The sequence below is a fragment of the Arthrobacter sp. efr-133-R2A-120 genome, assembly GCF_030209835.1.
Taxonomy (GTDB): Bacteria; Actinomycetota; Actinomycetes; order Actinomycetales; family Micrococcaceae; genus Arthrobacter.
Map to the genome: position 1 here is coordinate 87563 of NZ_JARVRF010000019.1, position 20506 is coordinate 108068.

The 20506-nt window shown below is 64.3% G+C and carries 18 protein-coding genes; 13 read left to right on the forward strand and 5 right to left on the reverse strand.

What is annotated here, in order from left to right:
- Positions 1 to 48 precede the first annotated feature (48 nt).
- From uvrA to QRN52_RS11105, 13 genes are all read left to right on the forward strand, one after another.
- Positions 49 to 2976, forward strand: a complete 2928-nt coding sequence (gene uvrA, locus QRN52_RS11045; protein ID WP_284752768.1) for an excinuclease ABC subunit UvrA — start codon at positions 49 to 51, stop codon at positions 2974 to 2976.
- A 100-nt stretch (positions 2977 to 3076) separates the two neighbouring features.
- Complete coding sequence (locus tag QRN52_RS11050) at positions 3077 to 3793, forward strand: HAD hydrolase-like protein (RefSeq protein ID WP_284752769.1); 717 nt, start codon at positions 3077 to 3079, stop codon at positions 3791 to 3793.
- A complete protein-coding gene (locus QRN52_RS11055; protein ID WP_284752770.1) occupies positions 3780 to 4448 on the forward strand; it encodes a lysophospholipid acyltransferase family protein in 669 nt (222 codons plus the stop codon). Before QRN52_RS11050 ends, QRN52_RS11055 begins: the two co-directional genes overlap by 14 nt.
- Positions 4449 to 4504: 56 nt before the next feature.
- Positions 4505 to 6505: an excinuclease ABC subunit UvrC gene (gene uvrC, locus QRN52_RS11060; protein ID WP_284752771.1), complete on the forward strand. Its 2001-nt coding sequence runs from the start codon at positions 4505 to 4507 to the stop codon at positions 6503 to 6505.
- Positions 6506 to 6591: 86 nt separating this feature from the next.
- On the forward strand, positions 6592 to 7515 hold the full coding sequence (rapZ, locus tag QRN52_RS11065; RefSeq protein WP_284752772.1) for an RNase adapter RapZ: 924 nt from the start codon (positions 6592 to 6594) through the stop codon (positions 7513 to 7515).
- Positions 7515 to 8531, forward strand: a complete 1017-nt coding sequence (locus tag QRN52_RS11070) for a gluconeogenesis factor YvcK family protein (protein WP_284752773.1) — start codon at positions 7515 to 7517, stop codon at positions 8529 to 8531. The genes rapZ and QRN52_RS11070 overlap by 1 nt, the downstream gene beginning before the upstream one ends.
- Positions 8532 to 8540: 9 nt before the next feature.
- Positions 8541 to 9521: a DNA-binding protein WhiA gene (gene whiA, locus QRN52_RS11075; RefSeq protein ID WP_133202987.1), complete on the forward strand. Its 981-nt coding sequence runs from the start codon at positions 8541 to 8543 to the stop codon at positions 9519 to 9521.
- Positions 9522 to 9630: 109 nt separating this feature from the next.
- A complete protein-coding gene (locus tag QRN52_RS11080) occupies positions 9631 to 10254 on the forward strand; it encodes a superoxide dismutase (protein WP_059389282.1) in 624 nt (207 codons plus the stop codon).
- Positions 10255 to 10540: 286 nt separating this feature from the next.
- Positions 10541 to 11551, forward strand: coding sequence for a type I glyceraldehyde-3-phosphate dehydrogenase (gap, locus tag QRN52_RS11085; protein WP_284752774.1), 1011 nt, complete (start codon positions 10541 to 10543; stop codon positions 11549 to 11551).
- 9 nt (positions 11552 to 11560) lie between these two features.
- Complete coding sequence (locus QRN52_RS11090; RefSeq protein ID WP_284752775.1) at positions 11561 to 12787, forward strand: phosphoglycerate kinase; 1227 nt, start codon at positions 11561 to 11563, stop codon at positions 12785 to 12787.
- Between the two features lie 83 nt (positions 12788 to 12870).
- The gene (tpiA, locus tag QRN52_RS11095; protein ID WP_284752776.1) at positions 12871 to 13686 is read left to right on the forward strand and encodes a triose-phosphate isomerase; all 816 of its coding nucleotides are present in this window, start codon (positions 12871 to 12873) and stop codon (positions 13684 to 13686) included.
- A gap of 47 nt (positions 13687 to 13733) precedes the next feature.
- A complete protein-coding gene (gene secG / locus QRN52_RS11100) occupies positions 13734 to 13991 on the forward strand; it encodes a preprotein translocase subunit SecG (RefSeq protein WP_059389278.1) in 258 nt (85 codons plus the stop codon).
- A gap of 83 nt (positions 13992 to 14074) precedes the next feature.
- The gene (locus QRN52_RS11105) at positions 14075 to 14470 is read left to right on the forward strand and encodes an RNA polymerase-binding protein RbpA (RefSeq protein WP_284752777.1); all 396 of its coding nucleotides are present in this window, start codon (positions 14075 to 14077) and stop codon (positions 14468 to 14470) included.
- Here QRN52_RS11105 and pgl read toward each other — a convergent pair.
- Genes pgl through tal form a run of 5 tightly spaced genes read right to left on the reverse strand, consistent with a single transcriptional unit; the run spans position 14423 to position 20506 of the window.
- Positions 14423 to 15241, reverse strand: coding sequence for a 6-phosphogluconolactonase (gene pgl / locus QRN52_RS11110; protein WP_284752778.1), 819 nt, complete (start codon positions 15239 to 15241; stop codon positions 14423 to 14425). The two genes, QRN52_RS11105 and pgl, sit on opposite strands and share 48 nt — an antisense overlap.
- 8 nt (positions 15242 to 15249) lie before the next feature.
- Positions 15250 to 16173: a glucose-6-phosphate dehydrogenase assembly protein OpcA gene (locus QRN52_RS11115; RefSeq protein WP_284752779.1), complete on the reverse strand. Its 924-nt coding sequence runs from the start codon at positions 16171 to 16173 to the stop codon at positions 15250 to 15252.
- Positions 16170 to 17735, reverse strand: coding sequence for a glucose-6-phosphate dehydrogenase (gene zwf, locus QRN52_RS11120; RefSeq protein WP_284752780.1), 1566 nt, complete (start codon positions 17733 to 17735; stop codon positions 16170 to 16172). Before zwf ends, QRN52_RS11115 begins: the two co-directional genes overlap by 4 nt.
- A gap of 15 nt (positions 17736 to 17750) precedes the next feature.
- Positions 17751 to 19382 (reverse strand): glucose-6-phosphate isomerase, encoded by a 1632-nt coding sequence (locus QRN52_RS11125; RefSeq protein ID WP_284752781.1) that lies wholly within the window; start codon positions 19380 to 19382, stop codon positions 17751 to 17753.
- 5 nt (positions 19383 to 19387) lie between these two features.
- Positions 19388 to 20506: a transaldolase gene (tal, locus tag QRN52_RS11130; RefSeq protein WP_284752782.1), complete on the reverse strand. Its 1119-nt coding sequence runs from the start codon at positions 20504 to 20506 to the stop codon at positions 19388 to 19390.

The window sequence follows — 20506 nt, forward strand, 5'->3', positions numbered from 1 at the left end:
TGGGAAGCCACATGGAAATTCGAAGAAGTTTTCGATTAGCATTAGTGGGTGCCTAAAGCCGTAGCTGAAGTCCCCGCCGTCGAATCCTTCACAAGCGTTTCCGCGCAGCAACCTTCCACGCCCGTAAGACATGACCTGTCCCGGCTCGTGGTCAAGGGAGCGCGCGAACACAACCTCCGGAACGTCGATCTCGACCTTCCCCGTGACGCCATGATCGTTTTCACCGGTTTGTCGGGTTCAGGTAAGTCATCCTTGGCTTTCGACACCATCTTCGCCGAAGGCCAGCGCCGGTACGTGGAGTCATTGTCGGCCTATGCCCGCCAATTCCTGGGCCAAGTGGACAAGCCGGACGTGGATTTCATCGAGGGTCTTTCCCCGGCAGTCTCCATCGACCAGAAGTCCACCAGCAAGAACCCGCGCTCCACCGTGGGCACCATCACCGAGATCTACGACTACATGCGCCTTCTCTGGGCACGTGTCGGCCGGCCGCATTGTCCGGTGTGCCACGAGCCGATCACGCGCCAGACGCCGCAGCAGATTGTCGACCAGTTGCTGGAGCTCGAATCCGGCACCCGCTTCCAGATCCTCGCTCCCATGGTCCGTGGACGCAAGGGTGAATTCGTCGAGCTCTTCAAAGAACTCACTGCCAAGGGATACTCGCGTGCCCGGGTGGACGGTGACCTCGTCCAGCTGAGCGATCCGCCCAAGCTCGGCAAGCAATTCAAGCACTCCATTGAAGTGGTTGTGGACCGGTTGGTGGTCAAGGAAGGGATCAGCCAGAGGCTGACCGACTCGATCGAAACCGCGCTCGGACTCGCGGAAGGACGCGTACTTGCCGAGTTCGTGGACCTCGACGCCGAAGACCCCGCCCGGATCCGGGCCTTCTCCGAACACCTTGCCTGCCCCAATGAGCACCCGCTGGCCATCGACGAAATCGAGCCACGCTCCTTCTCCTTCAACAACCCCTTCGGCGCATGTGCCGCGTGCAGCGGTATCGGCACCAAGCTCGAGGTCGACGAAGAATTGGTGGTCCCCAACCCGGAACTTTCCTTGAACCAGGGGGCCATCGCGCCCTGGTCGCTGGGCACGGCCACCACGGAATACTGGAACCGGCTCCTGGAAGGCCTTGCCTTGGAGCTCGACTTCTCCATGGACACGGCGTGGGAGAAACTGCCGCAGGAAGTGCGGCAAACCGTGCTGCATGGCAAGGACCACAAGGTTGTCGTGCAGTACCGCAACAGGTTCGGCCGTGAGCGCAAGTACAGTACGGGCTTCGAGGGCGCCATCCAGTATGTTCACCGCAAGCACGGTGAAACGGACTCCGATTGGGCGCGCGACCGCTACGAAGAGTACATGCGCCAGATTCCTTGCCCTGAATGCAATGGCGCCCGGCTCAACCCGGCATCGCTTTCCGTGCTGATCAACGGCAAGTCCATCGCTGAAGTAGCGGCCCTCCCGATGAGGGACTGCGCCGACTTCCTCGGCAGCCTCACGCTCACTGACCGCGAGGCCCAGATTGCCCATCAGGTCCTCAAGGAGATCCAGGCGCGCCTGACATTCCTCCTGGACGTCGGGCTCGAATACCTGAATCTCGAACGGCCGTCCGGGACTCTGTCCGGTGGCGAAGCTCAGCGCATCCGGCTTGCCACCCAGATCGGCTCCGGCTTGGTGGGCGTGCTGTACGTCCTGGATGAGCCGTCCATCGGGTTGCACCAAAAAGACAACCGCCGCCTCATCGAAACGCTGACCAGGCTTCGGGACCTGGGCAATACGCTGATCGTGGTCGAACACGACGAAGACACCATCCACGAGGCCGACTGGGTAGTGGATATCGGACCCGGCGCCGGCGAGCACGGCGGCCAGGTGGTTCACTCCGGTTCCTATAAGGAGCTTCTGGAAAACCGGAACTCGCTGACTGGTGACTACTTGTCCGGGCGACGCAAGATCGACATCCCGGCGAAGCGGCGCAAGTATGACAAGAAGCGCGAGCTCAAGGTCATCGGCGCACGCGAAAACAACCTGAACAACGTTGACGCGACCTTCCCGCTGGGCCTCTTCACGGCAGTCACGGGCGTCAGCGGTTCAGGGAAGTCCACCCTGGTGAACGAGATCCTTTACAAGGTTCTTGCCAACAAACTCAACGGAGCAAAGCAAGTTGCCGGCCGGCATCGTTCCGTGGCAGGCCTCGAGCACCTCGACAAGGTGGTCCACGTGGACCAGAGTCCCATCGGGCGGACCCCGCGTTCCAACCCCGCCACGTACACCGGCGTGTTCGACAACATCCGGAAGCTTTTCGCGGAAACCACCGAAGCCAAGGTCCGCGGATACCAGCCCGGACGCTTCTCCTTCAACGTCAAGGGCGGCCGCTGCGAGGCGTGCTCCGGTGACGGCACCCTGAAGATCGAGATGAACTTCCTGCCGGACGTATATGTTCCCTGCGAGGTTTGCCACGGTGCCAGGTACAACCGGGAGACCCTGGAAGTCCATTACAAGGGCAAGACCATCGCGGACGTCCTCAACATGCCCATCGAGGAGGGTGCCGAGTTCTTTGCCGCCTTCACCCCCATCGCCCGGCATTTGAACACCCTCGTCGACGTCGGTCTCGGCTATGTCCGGCTCGGACAGCCCGCCACCACGCTTTCAGGTGGCGAGGCGCAGCGCGTGAAGCTGGCGTCGGAACTGCAGAAGCGTTCGAATGGCCGGAGCGTATACGTCTTGGACGAGCCCACCACGGGCCTCCATTTCGAGGACATCCGCAAATTGCTCATGGTGCTCCAGGGCCTCGTGGACAAGGGCAACACGGTCATCACCATTGAACACAACCTCGACGTCATCAAATCCGCCGACTGGATCGTGGACCTTGGCCCCAATGGCGGTTCGGGCGGCGGGCGCATCGTGGCAACGGGCACGCCCGAACAGGTTGCAAAGTCCACGGAAAGCCACACCGCTGCCTTCCTGGCGGAGATTCTCGGCTAGTCCTGCGGGAACGGCCGGGGAATATTTCGCTTGAAGCCGAAGTATTCCCTGGCCGGCATGTGAGTTTCAGGCATGCCTCAACTCGTGAGAAACTAACCCGGTGACTCAAACAATGGTGCCCGTAATCTTTGATCTGGACGGCACCCTTGTCGATCCTGCAGGTGGCATAACCGGCGGCATCGCCGCGGCCCTGCGCGAAATGGGCCTCCGTGTCCCGGAACAAGCAGTGCTGGACTCCATGGTCGGGCCCAAGCTCAGCGACTCCCTGGAGCACATTGCCGGGGTTCCCGCGGCAAAAGTCGACGAAGTCATTGGCCTTTACCGTGGTTACTACCGTTCTGTGGGAATCGGCCAAAGCCGGCTCTATCCCGGTATCCGTGAGCTCCTGGAGTTCTTCGCGGAGTCGCGGCGGCCGGTTGCCGTGGCCACCCAGAAACCCCAGGGCTTGGCGCACGTCGTGTTGGAGCACCACGGCATTGCCGATTTCTTTGCTTCCATTTGCGGTGCCTCGGACGACGAATCAATGGCGGCCAACACAGCTCCGGGCAAAGTGGCAATTGTTGGTGCGGCGCTGGCCACGTTGCGTTCCCAGCCCGCGGTGATGGTCGGGGACCGCCATCAGGATGTTGCCGGTGCGATGGCCAATGGCCTTGACTGCATCGGGGTCAGCTGGGGATTTGCGCCCGACGGCGAACTTCAGGAGGCAGGCGCCGTCGCCGTCGTGGACACCGCGGAGCAGCTGCTGAAGAAGATCGAAGAACTTGACGCTGTCCGCGCGGCGGCCCTGAGCGAGGTGCAGAACGATGGAAGCCTTTGATGTCATCCGCTGGACCACGCGCGGACTGATTTCCAGCACCTGCCGGCCCACGGTCATCGGGCTGGAAAACGTGCCCAAGGAAGGGCCCTTCATTGTGGCCCCGAACCATTTGTCCTTTCTGGACAGCGTGATTGTCCAGGCCTTGATGCCGCGCCCGGTGGGCTTCTTCGCCAAGGCCGAGTACTTCACCACCAAAGGCTTCAAAGGCCGCGCGATGAAGGCGTTCTTCGAGGCTGTCGGATCCATTCCGGTGGAACGCGGAGAACAGGCGGCCAGTGTGCAGGCCCTCAAGACCCTCCTGGACATCCTGGAGAACGGCCGGGGCATCGGCATCTATCCGGAGGGGACCCGCTCCCGCGACGGCTTGCTGTACCGCGGGCGCACCGGGGTCGGCTGGCTTGCCCTGACCACGGGGGCACCCGTCGTGCCGGTTGGCCTTATCGGCACGGACAAGCTGCAGCCGGTGGACCGCAACACTGTCCGCCCGCAGCATTTCACCATGAAGGTGGGCGAGCCGCTGTACTTCGAGAAGACAGGCCCGGACCATTCCCTGCCTGCCCGGCGCGAAGTGACGGACAAGATCATGGATGCCATTGCGGTATTGAGCGGCCAGGAACGTTCCACCAGCTACAACCAGAGCAAATCCGCGGGGTAACTCTCCGCGAAGCCGGTGCGTACAGGGTGACGTCTTTCCCTTACTAGACTGGATCTGTGGCAGATCCAGCGAGTTATCGACCCCAGGCGGGAGAAATCCCCACCACCCCCGGTGTCTATCGGTTCCGGGATCCACACGGCCGTGTCATCTATGTGGGCAAGGCGAAGAACCTCCGCTCCCGGTTGAACTCATACTTCGCCAACCCTGCGGGTTTGCTGCCGAAGACGCATGCGATGGTGCATGCGGCCAGTAGCGTCGAGTGGACCATGGTGGGCAGCGAGCTTGAGTCGCTTCAGCTCGAATACACCTGGATCAAGGAATTCAAGCCCCGCTTCAACGTCGTCTTCCGCGATGACAAGACTTATCCGTACCTTGCCGTGAGCATGGGGGAGAAGCTCCCCCGGGTCCAGGTCATGCGCGGGGAGCGCCGCAAGGGAACCCGCTACTTCGGACCGTATACGGCCGGCGCCATCCGCGAAACCATGGACACCTTGTTGCGGGTCTTTCCGGTCCGTAGCTGCAGTCCCGGCGTGCTGAAGCGCGCCCAGGCCAGTGGCCGGCCATGCTTGCTCGGCTACATCGACAAATGCTCGGCCCCGTGTGTCGGGCGTGTCACCGCCGAAGAGCACCGGGCCATCGCCGAAGACTTCTGCTCGTTCATGGGCGGCGAAGCGAAACGCTTCATCACCCGCCTCGAAAAGGACATGGGCGCCGCCGTCGCCGAGTTGGACTACGAGCGGGCCGCGCGGCTCCGGGATGACATCATCGCCCTCCGCAAAGTGTTCGAGCGCAACGCCGTGGTGCTTTCCGAAGACACCGACGCGGACGTCTTCGCCCTGCACGACGACGACCTCGAGGCGTCCGTGCAGGTATTCCACGTCAGGGGTGGCCGGGTGCGCGGCCAGCGGGGCTGGGTCGTGGAAAAGGTCGAAGACGCCACCACTCCGGAGCTCATCGAGCACCTGCTGCAACAGGTGTACGGAGAGGACAGCGACAACCAGGGCCGTATTCCGCGCGAAGTCCTCGTGCCGGAGATTCCGAGCAACCATCACGAACTGCTGGAATGGCTCGGTGGCCTCAGGGGCGCCAAGGTGGATATCCGGGTGCCGCAGCGCGGTGACAAGGCCGCCCTCATGTCCACCGTCCGAGAAAATGCCGAGCAGGCCCTGAAGCTCCACAAAGTCCGGCGGGCCGGCGATATCACCGTCCGCTCGCAGGCGCTGCAGGAACTGCAGGAAGCCCTCGAGCTTCCCGTGCCGCTGCTCCGGATCGAGTGCTACGACATTTCCCATGTGCAGGGCACCAACGTGGTTGCATCCATGGTGGTGGTGGAGGACGGCCTCCCCAAGAAGGCTGACTACCGGAAGTTCTCCATCACCGGTGCGGCGGCAACAGACGATACCGCTGCGATGCACGACGTCCTTACGAGGCGCTTCAGGCACTACTTGCAGGATAAATCCGCCCAGCTTCCCAAGAGCGGAGAAGTTCCGAACCCCGGTGTCGGGGAGCCGCCGTCGTCGTCGGACGATGCCGCCCTCACGGGAGCCAAGGCGAGATTCGCCTATCCGCCCAACCTCGTGGTCGTCGACGGCGGGCAGCCCCAGGTGAATGCGGCCGCGCGGGCACTCGCGGAACTGGGGATCGACGACGTCTACGTCGTGGGCCTCGCCAAGCGGCTCGAAGAAGTCTGGCTGCCGGACAGCGACTTCCCGGTGATTCTGCCCCGCACTTCGCAGGGACTCTACTTGCTCCAGCGCATCCGCGACGAGGCCCACCGTTTCGCCATCACCTTCCACCGGCAGAAGCGTGGAAAGGCCATGACGGTGTCCGCGCTCGACGGCGTGCCCGGCCTCGGCGAAGCAAAACGGAAGGCGCTCGTGGCGCATTTCGGCTCCCTCAAGAAAATCAAGGCAGCGACGGCACTCGAACTCACAGCCGCGAAGGGGATCGGCCCGGCATTGGCGGAAGCCGTCGTCAGCCATCTGGCGGCGGCGGGCGCCTCGGGCGAGGCCGCTCCAGCCGTGAACATTACCACCGGCGAAATCCTTGAAACTTAGCTAGGGTAATAGGCGGACCCCTCCTGAAGAGGTCCGCCTTTGGACCATCCCAGAAACTTTGGACCATCTCAGAACGGGGAAACTTGATGTCAGAGCCAACAGCAGGATCCGGCGCGGAGCAGGACGGTCTCGTACCCGTCAAGCCTGTCGAAGCGGAACTGCTGGTGGTGACCGGCATGTCCGGAGCAGGCCGCAGCACAGCGTCGGACGCCCTGGAGGACCACGGCTGGTACGTCGTCGAAAACCTCCCGCCGCAGATGCTGGGCACGCTGGCGGAAATCGTCTCGCACGCGCCCCAGTCCATCCCGAAGCTTGCCGTCGTCGTGGACGTGCGCAGCAAAGGCCTCTTCACCGATATCAGGACGGCGCTCGGCGCCCTCAGCGCCAGCGGAATCACCTTCCGCGTCCTCTTCCTCGATGCCAGCGACAACGTCCTGGTACGGCGCTTTGAGCAGGGCCGCCGCCCGCACCCGCTCCAAGGCGGTGGACGGATCCTGGACGGCATCGCGGCGGAACGCGACGTCCTGAAGGAACTCCGCGAATCGGCCGACGTCGTCCTGGACACGAGCACATACAACGTCCACGGACTGGCGACAGCCATCACCGAACTTTTCACCGACACAGGCCCTGTGGCACTGCGCTTGAACGTCATGAGCTTCGGCTTCAAATACGGCCTGCCCGTGGACGCCAACTTCGTGGCGGATGCGCGCTTCATCCCCAACCCGCACTGGGTTCCGCAATTGCGACCGCACACGGGGCTCGACGCCGACGTCAGCGACTACGTGCTGGGCGCCGCGGGCGTGAAGGACTTCGTTGACCGCTACGTCCTTGCCTTGGAGCCTGTCCTCGATGGCTATCGGACGGAAAACAAGCACTACGCCACCATTGCTGTCGGTTGCACAGGCGGCAAGCACCGTTCAGTCGCGGTCGCCGTCGAACTCTCCAAACGGCTCGCGCAATATCCTCGCGTCACTGTCACCACAAGCCACCGCGATCTGGGTCGCGAGTAATGGGGGTCCTTACCGGACCCTTGCCGCTGGTTCCACCGAAGGGCACCCCAGGCAGCCAACCTGCCAAGGGCCCCACAGTAGTGGCACTCGGCGGCGGACACGGGCTTTCCGCATCATTGTCGGCGTTGCGGCTGCTTACCTCGGAGCTCACCGCGATTGTCACGGTTGCGGACGACGGCGGATCCTCCGGGCGGCTGCGCGAAGAGTACGGCGTCCTTCCGCCCGGCGATCTTCGAATGGCGCTGAGCGCCCTTTGTGACGACACGGATTGGGGGCGCACCTGGCGGGACGTCATGCAGCATCGCTTCAAGACCCCGAGCGGTCGCCAAGGTTCCTTGGACGACCATGCCATGGGGAACCTGCTCATTGTCACCCTCTGGGAGCTTCTGGGCGACGCCGTCGCGGGACTGAAATGGGCGGGCGCGCTCCTGGGTGCCCGCGGCCAGGTTCTTCCGATGTCCACCCAGCCACTGAACATCGAGGGTGACGTCAGGGTGCCCTTGCCCGGGGGCGGGTACGAGTTCCAGGCCGTCAAGGGCCAGGCCAAGTGCGCCGTTGCCGGATCCCTCGAAAACGTCAGGCTCTTTCCGGAGGACGCGCACGCCTGCATCGAAGCGCTGACGGCCATCGAGCTCGCGGACTGGATCATTCTGGGTCCCGGCTCCTGGTACACGTCCGTGTTGCCGCATTTGCTGCTGCCCGAAATGCGCCAGGCCTTGTGCGACACTCCTGCCAAACGCTGCCTCACCATGAACCTCGCCATGGACACCAAGGAAACCTCCGGGATGTCCGCCGCGGACCATCTGGATGCCTTGCGACACTACGCGCCGGAGTTCAGCGTGGACGTCGTCCTGGCCGATCCCTCCTCGATATCGGACCTCAAGGAATTCGAACGGGCTGCCGGGATGATCGGTGCGGAGGTGGTCTTGGGTAAAGTGGGGGCGTCGAGCCGCCGTCCAGTCCATGACCCGCTGCGTCTGGCATCGGCGTATCACGATATCTTCGGGAATAGTTAGGAACATGCGATGGCACTGACCGCATCGGTCAAGGAAGAACTTTCCCGGCTGGACATCAAGAAGTCGTCCGTCCGCAAGGCCGAAGTTTCGGCCATGCTGCGCTTCGCCGGCGGACTGCACATCATTTCGGGCCGAATCGTCATCGAGGCAGAGGTGGATCTCGCCTCCACTGCACGAAGGCTGCGCGCCGCGATCGCCGAAGTCTACGGGCACCAGAGCGAGATCATCGTCGTCTCCGGTGGTGGCCTCCGGCGCGGTAGCCGCTATGTTGTCCGCGTAGTGCGCGACGGCGAAGCCCTGGCCCGCCAGACCGGCCTCCTGGATGGCCGCGGACGGCCCGTACGTGGCCTGCCGTCCGCCGTCGTCAACGGTTCGGCGTCCGACGCGGAGGCCGTGTGGCGCGGCGCCTTCTTGGCTCACGGTTCCCTCACCGAACCCGGCCGGTCCTCTTCGCTTGAGGTCACGTGTCCCGGGCCGGAATCTGCGCTTGCCTTGGTTGGGGCTGCCCGGCGCCTCGGCATCCAGGCCAAGGCCCGGGAAGTGCGTGGCGTGGATCGCGTGGTTATCCGTGACGGCGACACCATCGCCGCGCTGCTCACCCGGATGGGTGCCCATGACGCCCTCATGGTGTGGGAAGAACGCCGCATGCGGAAGGAAGTCCGTGCCACGGCCAACCGCCTCGCGAACTTCGACGACGCCAACCTGCGCCGCTCGGCCCAGGCCGCCGTCGCGGCCGGCGCCCGGGTGGACAGGGCCTTGGAAATCCTGGGCGACGACGTTCCGGACCACCTTAAGTACGCCGGTGAACTCCGCGTGGCGCACAAGCAGGCCAGCCTCGATGAACTGGGCCGGCTTGCCGATCCGCCCATGACCAAGGACGCCATCGCCGGGAGGATCCGCAGGCTGTTGGCCATGGCGGACAAGCGGGCCGGGGATCTGGGCATCCCGGGCACCGAGGCAAATGTGACCCCCGAAATGATGGACGAATAAAGCCCTCGCCCTAGAATCGTCAGGGTGTAGATTTCCGGCCGGTTCGCCGGTCGGATGAACAAAACGAGAGTTACCAACCGGACCCCGGTCCACTACATTGGAGGATTTCGTGACAGAGTACGTACTGCCCGAGCTCGGCTACGACTACGCAGCACTTGAGCCGCACATTTCGGCGAAGATCATGGAGCTGCACCACAGCAAGCACCACGCTGCCTATGTAGCAGGCGCCAACAACGCTTTGGCCCAGCTGGCCGAGGCCCGCGACAAGGGCGACTTCGCCAACATCAACCGCCTCTCCAAGGACCTCGCGTTCCACACCGGCGGCCACATCAACCACTCCGTCTTCTGGAACAACATCTCCCCGGACGGCGGCGACAAGCCCGAGGGCGAGCTGGCGGCAGCCATCGACGACGCCTTCGGCTCCTTCGATGCATTCCGCGCACAGTTCTCCGCAGCCGCGCTCGGCCTGCAGGGATCCGGCTGGGGCTTCCTCGCCTACGAGCCCATCGGCGGCAACCTCCTCATCGAGCAGCTCTACGACCAGCAGGGCAACGTCGCAGTGGGCACCACGCCCCTGCTCATGCTGGACATGTGGGAGCACGCTTTCTACCTGGATTACGTGAACGTCAAGGCTGACTATGTCAAGGCTTTCTGGAACATCGTCAACTGGGCCGACGTCGCAAAGCGCTTCGAGGCGGCCCGCGCGAACGCCACTGGACTGATCGTTCTCTAGGGAACTCCGCCCCGAATCGGTGAGTGACGCGGAATACACAGGGATGTAACAAACTTCACATTCAGGTGAATTTCGCCCAAATACCGGATTGTCTGCCCCCGCAGTTGCGGGGGCAGACGTAGTTAAACGTAAGATGGGTCACGGAAGGCGGTTAGCCTTCAGCAACGTGGCTGGTCGCCCTCCGATCTGATAATCACTTCTGCCCAATGATGTGCGGGAATTGTTAGTTGGAATCAAGATCCGACTCACTAGGTGTGCTTGCAAGAGCACCAAGGAGACTGAAATAGTGACCACCCGTATTGGTATCAACGGCTTTGGCCGCATCGGCCGCAACTACTTCCGCGCAGCACTCGCCCAGGGTGCAGACCTCGAAATTGTTGCGGTCAACGACCTCACGAGTCCCGAGGCACTTGCCCACCTTTTGAAGTACGACTCCGTCGGCGGCCGCCTGACCGAGTCCGTCGAAGTCAAAGAGGGCAACCTCATCGTCGACGGCAACATCATCAAGGTCCTTGCAGAGCGCGATCCTGCGAACCTCCCCTGGGCCGAACTGGGCGTCGACATCGTCATCGAGTCCACCGGCTTCTTCACCAAGGCCGCCGCGGCACAGAAGCACATCGATGCAGGTGCCAAGAAGGTCCTGATCTCCGCTCCGGCTTCGGACGAAGACATCACCATCGTCATGGGCGTCAACCACGAGCTCTACGACCCCGCAGCACACCACATCATTTCCAACGCTTCCTGCACCACCAACTGCCTCGGTCCGCTGGCCAAGGTCGTCAACGACGCCTTCGGCATCGAGCGCGGCCTCATGACCACGGTCCACGCCTACACGGCAGACCAGAACCTGCAGGACGGCCCCCACAGCGACCTTCGCCGTGCCCGCGCCGCAGCGATCAACATGGTCCCCACCTCCACGGGTGCCGCCAAGGCCATCGGCCTCGTCCTTCCGGAGCTCAAGGGCAAGCTGGACGGCTACGCCATCCGCGTTCCGGTCCCCACGGGTTCCGCCACGGACCTGACCGTCACGGTTTCCCGCGAAGTGACCGTTGAGGAAGTCAACGCTGCACTCAAGGCAGCTTCGGAGACCGAGCAGTTCAAGGGCATCCTGAGCTACACGGCAGACCCGATCGTCTCTTCGGACATCGTCGGCGACCCCTCTTCTTCGATCTTCGACTCCGGCCTCACCAAGGTCATCGGCAACCAGGTCAAGGTTGTTTCCTGGTATGACAACGAATGGGGCTACTCCAACCGCCTCGTTGACCTCACGGAGCTCGTCGCATCCAAGCTGGGCTAGGGTAGACACATGACATCTCACACCCTCAACGAACTGATCGCTGAAGGTGTCCGCGGGCGGTACATTCTTGTCAGAAGTGACCTGAATGTGCCGCTCGACGGCTCTACAGTGACCGACGACGGCCGCATCAAGGCCTCCCTCCCGGTCATCGAAAAGCTCTCGGACGCCGGTGCCCGCGTGCTCGTCACGGCCCACCTGGGACGCCCCAAGGGCTCTCCCGAGGCCAAGTATTCGCTCAAGCCCGCAGTAGCGCGCCTTGCGGAGCTCGCGCCATTCAAAGTCCAGCTCGCGGAAGACACCGTTGGTGAGTCGGCCAAGGAGCTGGCCGGGTCCTTGGGCGACGGAGACGTCCTGGTCCTGGAGAACGTCCGCTTCGACGCCCGCGAAACCAGCAAGGACGACGCCGAGCGCGGCGCCTTCGCCGATGAACTCGTGGCGCTGACCGGCGACAACGGTGCCTTCGTGGATGACGCCTTCGGCGCTGTCCACCGCAAGCACGCCAGCGTCTACGACGTCGCCACCCGGCTCCCTTCCTACCAAGGGGACCTCGTGCACACCGAGGTGGAGGTTCTGCGCAAGCTCACCACGGACACCCAGCGCCCGTACGTCGTGGTTCTCGGCGGCTCCAAGGTCTCGGACAAGCTCGCGGTGATCGACAACCTCCTGGGCAAGGCTGACACGATCCTCGTCGGTGGCGGAATGCTCTTTACGTTCCTCGCGGCGGCCGGTCACAAGGTGGCGGGCAGCCTGCTTGAAGCCGACCAGATCCCCGTGGTCCAGGACTACCTCAAGCGCGCTTCCGACGCCGGTACCGCCTTCGTCATCCCCACCGACGTGGTTGTGGCCAGCCGCTTCGCCGCGGACGCTGAACACGAGGTGGTCGCCGCGGACGCGATCGAGGACAGCTCGTTCGGCGCCTCCGGGATTGGCCTGGACATCGGACCGGTATCCGCCGCGGCTTTCGCCGAGCAGATCAAGGCCGCCCAGACCGTGTTCTGGAACGGCCCCATGGGCGTCTTCGAATTCGAAGCCTTCTCGGGCGGCACCCGTGCCATCGCCCAGGCTTTGACCGAGACACCGGCATTCACCGTGGTTGGCGGCGGCGACTCCGCCGCGGCCGTCCGGACCCTCGGCTTTGAGGACTCCCAGTTCGGACACATTTCCACCGGCGGCGGCGCCAGCCTGGAATACCTTGAAGGCAAGGATCTTCCCGGCCTGAGCGTTCTGGACCGCTAAGGCTACACGGCCGGCGGGGCGCCCTTCCTTGAAGGCAAGCGCCCCGCCGGCTTTCCCTATCTCAACGCATCTTTGGAGCACACGTGACAACTTCTGCCAACGGAAACTTCATCCGCAAGCCCTTCATTGCCGGCAACTGGAAGATGAACATGGACCATGTTCAGGGCATCACCCTGCTGCAGAAGCTGGCATGGACCCTCTCCGACGCCAAGCACGACTACAGCCGGGTGGAGGTTTCGGTCTTCCCGCCGTTTACCGACCTCCGCGGTGTGCAGACCCTCGTCCAGGGCGACGAGTTGGACGTAGTCTACGGCGGACAGGACCTCTCGCAGTTCGACTCCGGAGCGTACACCGGCGATATCTCCGGCCAGTTCCTCAACAAGCTTGGTTGCGCCTATGTCCTGGTGGGCCACAGCGAACGCCGCACCATCCACAACGAGGACGACCAGGTGCTGAACGCGAAGGTCAAAGCCGCCTTCCGTCACGAGGTCACCCCGGTCCTGTGTGTCGGCGAGGGTCTTGAGATCCGCCAGGCCGGCACCCACGTGGAGCACACGCTGGCCCAGCTGCGCGCCGGCGTCGAGGGCCTCTCCGCAGACCAAGCGGGCGAACTGGTTGTCGCGTACGAGCCCGTCTGGGCCATCGGGACCGGCGAAGTCGCAGGTCCCGAAGACGCGCAGGAGATGTGCGCCGCGATCCGTTCAGAGCTCGCATCCTTGTTCGACGATGCAGTGGCTGCCAAGACCCGCCTCCTCTACGGCGGTTCGGTCAAGGCCAACAATGCGGCAGCGATCATGGCCGAAAGCGACGTCGACGGTCTGCTGGTGGGTGGCGCGAGCCTGGACCCCGCCGAATTTGCTAACATTGTCAGGTTCGAGAGCCACCTCAGCGCGGCTTAGTCCGTTTTAGGTTCCGCTCCCGTTTTCCGTTCTTCTGAAAGGCCGTCGTGGACGTTCTTCAAGTCATTCTGCAGATCCTGCTGGGCATTACCAGCCTTCTGCTGACGCTGCTCATCCTCCTCCACAAGGGGCGTGGCGGCGGGTTGTCCGATATGTTTGGCGGTGGCATGAGCTCGGGGTTGAGTTCGTCAGGTGTCGCAGAGCGAAACCTCAACCGCTTCACCATCGTCTTGGGCTGCACTTGGGGCGTCGTGATCATTGGACTCGGCCTCATCATGCGTTTCACCGCCGGCGGAGACTCCTAGCACTGCCGTCGTCGGGATCCTCCCACTAGACTAGGCTGCATGGCCTTCACCGCCATGCAGCCGAACTCTTAAGGGGATCGACGATGGTTCATGGTACTTCTGGATTCCGGGGCACCCGGGCCGGCGTCACAGCTGGATCGGCCCCGAGAAACCAACCCGACTCGGTAGTCGGCGAAAGCTTGCCGCGTATTCGTGTTCCCTATTGGTGCGCCAAGGGACATGAAACGCGGCTTGTTTTCGTTAAGCTTCCGGAAGATCAAATTCCGCTTCGCTGGGACTGCCCGAAATGCGGTCTGATTGCCGTCCGCGAACAGGGCGAGGCCACGATGGAACGGGCAGACGACGAGGTCTTCAAGAGCCACCTGGATTACGTTAAAGAAAGACGCTCCAGCCAGGACGCGGAGATCGTCCTGGCCGGAGCGCTCAAGCGGCTACGCGCCCGCGGGGTCCTTGCGGACGAGCTGCTGGGGGACACGTGAGGCTGCGTTTTCGTCGATGAGCCATAGGGTCCTCGACCGGCCACTAGGGCCGGAAGCGGGAACCTGGACCGGGTTGGCCCCCGCGAGGGCCAGTCCCACGGCTCCGGCCTTGTCCTCGCCTGCCACAACCATCCAGATTTCCTGGGCGGAGTTGATGGCTGGCAACGTTAGGGAAATCCTCGACGGCGGTGGCTTGGGGGAGTTCTCGACCCCCACCACGGTGCGGTCCTGCACGCGGATACCGGCCTGCTCGGGGAAGAGCGAGGCGATGTGCGCGTCGGGACCCACGCCGAGCAACAGGATGTCGAATCGAGGCAACTCGCCTGCCTCCTCCGGACGATTGTCCGAAGTATCCGCGGCGTGCTCGGCTTCGGCAGCAGCCTTGAGCCGGGCAGCGTAGTCCGCTGCGGCGTCATCCGCCGTGGCGAACTCGTCCGATGAGCCCGGTTCGTGCACGCGGGCCGGATCCACCGGCAGGCTGGAAAGCAGTGCCTCATGCGCCTGCACGGTGTTGCGGTCCGTGCTGTCCTTGCCGACGAAGCGCTCGTCACCCCACCAGAAGTTCACGCGGGACCAGTCAACGGCGGGCGCCGCGGGCGAGTCGGCAACGGCTTTCAGGGTGCCGATACCCACGGTTCCGCCGGTGAGGACCACCGTGGCTTCGCCGTGCTTGTCCTGCACGTCCACCAGCTTGGTGATGAGCCTTGCTGCGATCGCGGCCATAAGGACGGCGGAGTCGGGATGGATGCTTACTCTGGGGTCAGCGCTCACTGGGACGGTCACTCCTTGCTATTGGTTCGGGGCAGTCCCATAGTAATCACTTCTCCGAAGACATCGTCCGGATCAAGGCGGCGCAGCTCTTCGGCGAGGCAGTCGCGGAGGCTGCGGCGCGGCAGTGAAATCCGCTGGGCGGGCTGGCCCGGCTGGGTCAGTTCCGCAACGGTGAGGCCGGGACGGATGAGCTGGACGTCCCCGGTGGCGCGGCTCAGCCGTACCCGGCGGATGCCGGTTCCTGCCGGGTCGGCGACGATCTGGACCGGCGCGTCGAGGAACAGCGTGAGCCAGGCGGCCAGCAGCAGGGTGCTGGGGGAGTCCGAAGCGCCCTCGACGGCGATGGCCGTGACGGGGGATTCATCCACCTGGTCCAGGGCTGCCGCGAGCTGGAGGCGCCAGTTGGTCAGGCGTGTCCAGGCGAGGTCCGTGTCGCCTGCCCGGTACGTTTTCCGGATCCGGGCGAGCGCTGCCGCGGGGTCGGGCTCGTTTGCGGAGTCCGTGATGCGGCGGTGCGCGATCCTGCCGATGGAGGTCTCGCAGGCGTTCTCGGGGGCTCCGTGCGGCCACCAGGCCACGATCGGCGCGTCCGGGAGCAGCAGCGCCGCGACGAGCGATTCGCTTTCCTTGGCGAGTTCACCGTAGCCGCGCAGGACGATGACCTCTGATGCTCCGGCGTCGCCGCCCACCCGGATCTGGGCGTCGAGGCGGTTGGGCGCTTCGCTTCCCGCGTCCGCGAGGACGATGATGCGGCAGGGGTGCTCCCGGCTGGCCTCGTTGGCGGCCTCGATGGCTTCTTCCTCGAGGCCGGACTTGGTGACGACCACGAGTGTCAGGACGCGTCCGAGGGCGATCACACCTCCCTGCTCGCGCAGGGAGGTGATCTTTTTGGAGATCTTGGAGGTGGTGGTGTCGGGAAGATCTACGATCATGGCCTTCTCCAGGTTCGTCCGTCGCGGGCAAGCAGCTCATCGGCCGAGGCCGGGCCCCAGCTGCCAGGAGCGTAGGGTTCGGGTTGTTCGTCGAGTCCGGCCCAGTATTCCTCGAAGGGGTCCAGGATCTTCCAGGACTCCTCGACTTCCTGGTGCCGGGGGAAGAGCGGCGGTTCACCCAGCAGCACGTCCAGGATGAGGCGTTCGTACGCTTCGGGGCTGGACTCGGTGAACGAGTGTCCGTAGCCGAAGTCCATCGTGACGTCGCGGACTTCCATCTGCGTTCCCGGTACCTTGGAGCCGAAGCGGATGGTCGCGCCCTCGTCGGGCTGGACACGGATGACCACGGCGTTCTGGCCGAAGTCGTCCTCGCCGTGGCCGCGGAAGAGCAGGTTGGGTGCCCGCTTGAACACCACGGCGATTTCCGTGACGCGGCGGCCCAGCCGCTTGCCGGCCCTCAGGTAGAACGGCGCCCCGGCCCAACGCCGGGTGTTGATGTCCAGGCGGATCGCCGCGTAGGTTTCCGTCTTGGAATCGGCGGGAATGCCTTCTTCCTCCAGGTAGCCCTGCACGAGCTCGCCGCCCTGCCAGCCGCCGGCGAACTGGCCGCGGGCGGAGTGGGTCGAGAGATCGTCGGGGAGCCTGACCGCTGCGAGGACCTTTTCCTTTTCGGCACGCAGGTCATCGGCATTGAAGGAGATGGGCTCCTCCATCGCCGTCAGGGCCAGCAGCTGCAGCAGGTGGTTCTGGATGACGTCGCGTGCCGCGCCGACGCCGTCGTAATACCCTGCCCGGCCACCGGTGCCGATGTCCTCGGCCATGGTGATCTGGACGTGGTCAACGTAGTTGGCGTTCCAGAGCGGCTCGAACAACTGGTTGGCGAAGCGCAGCGCCAGGATGTTCTGGACCGTCTCCTTGCCCAGGTAGTGGTCGATGCGGAAGACCGCGTCCGGCGGGAAGACCGACTCCACGATGTCGTTGAGTTTGCGCGCGGACGCCAAGTCGTGGCCGAAGGGCTTCTCGATGACCACCCGGCGCCACTGCCCGTCGCCGGCCTGCGCGAGCCCGTGCTTGGAGAGCTGTTGGCAGACCTGCTCGAACGCCTTGGGCGGAATGGACAGGTAGAAACCGTGATTGCCGCGGGTACCGCGGGTCTCGTCCAGTTCGTCAAGGGTGGCGCTGAGGCGTTTGAACGCCTGGTCGTCGTCGAACTCCCCCTGCACGAAGCGGATGCCCTCGGAGAGCTGGTTCCAGACGGCGTCGTCGAACGGGGTGCGGGAGTGCGCCTTGACGTTCTCCTTGACTTCGTTCGCGAAGTCCTCGTTGCTCCAGTCCCGCCGGCCGAAGCCGACGAGCGCGAAGCTCGGCGGCAGCAGCCCGCGGTTGGCGAGGTCGTAGACCGCCGGCATGAGTTTCTTGCGGGCGAGGTCACCGGTGACTCCGAAGAACACCAATGACGAAGGCCCTGCGATGCGGTTCAGGCGCCGGTCCCGAGGATCCCGGAGGGGATTGCGGTGGCTTGCCTTTCCCGTGGACCTGTAACCGATTTCAGTTTCTGGCATGTTTGGGTTTGTGCCTTAGCTTTCGAGCGCGCTGGCCTGGCCGGCCAGCGCGGCGACGATGTCCTGGAGCTGGGCGACTCCGGCTCCACGATCCGTGAGGTGCAGCCGCAGGACCGGACGGCCGTGGTTCTCGAGAACCTGGGCGTCACCGGCGGCCTGGGCCGCAATCAGCTGACCGAAGGTGAACGGCCGTTCCGGGATGGCGATGTCGCCGCTCGCGGAAGCCGTCACCTGCAGGAAGGAACCGATGGCCGGTCCGCCCTTGTGGAACTGTCCGGTGGAGTGCAGGAAGCGCGGACCCCAGCCGAAAGTGACCGGACGGCCGCTGACTCCGGCGAGTTCGTCGCGGATGCCTTCCAGCTGAGCGAACGCGATCCGGTCGAAATAGGCCTGGACGCTCAGGTAGCCGTCCGTGCCGAGTTCGCCGAGAAGTGCCTTGACAGCATCGGCGGCCGTAGCCGCGTCGCCGAGCCACGCACCCCCGCGGACCTCGATCGCGCCGTCGACGAAGTTCGCCGGCGTCGGCTCGGGACGCGCGTCCAACAGGCCGCGCGCGGCGATCTTGGCTGCCTCGACGTCGGGCTGGTCAAAGGGGTTGATGCCCAACAGGCGCCCAGCGACCGAGGTGGCAAACTCCCAGACGAACATCTGGGTGGCCAGGCCACCGGCGATGGCGGCTTCGTTATCGCCGAGTTCGACGTCGGATTCCGCACCGACGAGGCGGATCACCAGGACGTCTTCGGCGCCGCTGCCGACCTCGGGTGCGGAAGGGCCTGCAACTACCGGCAGGACGCCCGTGCCGAGCTTGCCGGTGGATTCGGCGATGAGCTGTTCGGCCCAGTCCGCAAATCCCACGATTCCGGAACCGTCTTCGACGATGACGATCTTGTTGCGCAGCGGGGTGGTTCCGCCCAGCGCGGCACCGAGCCGGAGCCCGATGTTTTCGGCTGAGTCTTCGTTGAGGATTTCCGCAGCTTCCTCGGCCTCGTCCAGGAACGCCTGGATGTCGACCCCGGCGAGGCCACTGGGGACCAAGCCGAAAGCCGTCAGCGCCGAAAAGCGGCCGCCGACGTTAGGGTCGGCGTTGAAGACGGCACGGTAGCCGGCTTCACGGGAGGCCTTGTCCAGCGGGGAACCGGGATCGGTCACGATGATGATGCGGCTCTTGGCATCGATGCCGGCCTCGGTGAAGGCCTGCTCGAATACCCGTCGCTGCGAGTCGGTTTCCACGGTGGAGCCTGACTTGGAAGAGACCACGATGGCGGTCTCGGCCAGGCGGTCCGCGAGGGCAGCACCGACCTGTTCGGGGTCTGTGCTGTCCAGCACGGTCAGCTCGACGCCAGCGGTGCCGGCAATGACCTCGGGGGCAAGCGAAGAGCCGCCCATGCCACACAGGACAATGCGGGAGACGCCTTCGGCCCGGAGGGCGTCCCGGAGTTCCAGGATCCCTTCAACCAAGGGCTGGGAAACGGTTGCCGCTTCCACCCATCCGAGACGGATGGCGGATTCGGATTCAGCATCCGGACCCCACAAAGTGTGGTCCTTAGCGAAAATCCTGGTGGCAATCCGGTCTTCGACAAGTGCCGGGATGTGTTGCTCGATGGCCTGCTGTGCAGCGCCGCTGGCGTCGTAGCTGAGAGTGCTCATGTGGGTTAGGAAGCCTTCCGTGCAGAGGCGAGGGCGCCTTCGACGTCGGCCAGAAGTTCCTTCCAGCTGGCCACGAACTTGTCCAGGCCCTCGGATTCGAGGATTGCGACGACGTCGTTGTAGGAGATGCCGAGGCCCTCCAATGCGTTGAGGACGCTGTTTGCTTCCTCGTAGGTGCCGGAGACGGTGTCACCCGTGACGACGCCGTGGTCGAACGTGGCGTCGAGGGTCTTTTCCGGCATGGTGTTGACGACGCCGGCGGCGACCAGTTCGGTCACGTACAGGGTGTCCGGGTAGGCCGGGTCCTTGACGCCGGTGGAAGCCCACAGCGGACGCTGGGGGAGCGCGCCGGCTTCGGCCAGAACCGCCCAGCGCTCGGTGGAGAACAGCTCTTCGTAGACCTGGTAGGCGAGGCGGGCGTTGGCAACGCCTGCCTTGCCCTTGAGGGCCTTGGCCTCATCGGTGCCGAGGGCGTTGAGGCGCTTGTCGATCTCGGTGTCCACGCGGGAGACGAAGAAGGACGCCACGGAGTGGATCTTGGAGAGGTCGTGGCCGTTTTCCTTGGCCAGTTCGAGGCCGGACTGGAAAGCGTTGATGACGGCCCGGTAGCGCTCCAGGGAGAAGATCAGGGTCACGTTGACGCTGATGCCCTCGGCCAGGGTTGCCGTGATGGCGGCGAGGCCTTCCAGGGTTGCCGGGATCTTGATGTGGACGTTGTCCTTGTTGACCTTCTTGTAGAGGTGCTTGGCCTCGGCGATGGTGCCTTCGGTGTCCCAGGCGAGGCGGGGGTCCACCTCGATGGAGACGCGGCCGTCCACGCCCTTGCTCGCTGCCGCGACCGGGGCGAAGAGGTCGCAGGCATCGGCGACGTCGGTGGTGGTGATCTCGAAGACAGTCTCTTCGACGGTTGCGCCCTTGGCAGCCTCTTCGGCAATCACGGCGTCGTAGTCGCTGCCGGCGGTGATGGCGGCGTGGAAGATGGACGGGTTGGTGGTGACACCAACGACGTTCTTCTCTTCAATGAGCTTCTGCAGGCTGCCGCTGGAGAGGCGTTCCCGGGAAAGGTCGTCAAGCCAGATGGACACGCCGGCGTCGGAAAGCTGCTGGGTGGGAGTCGTAGTCAT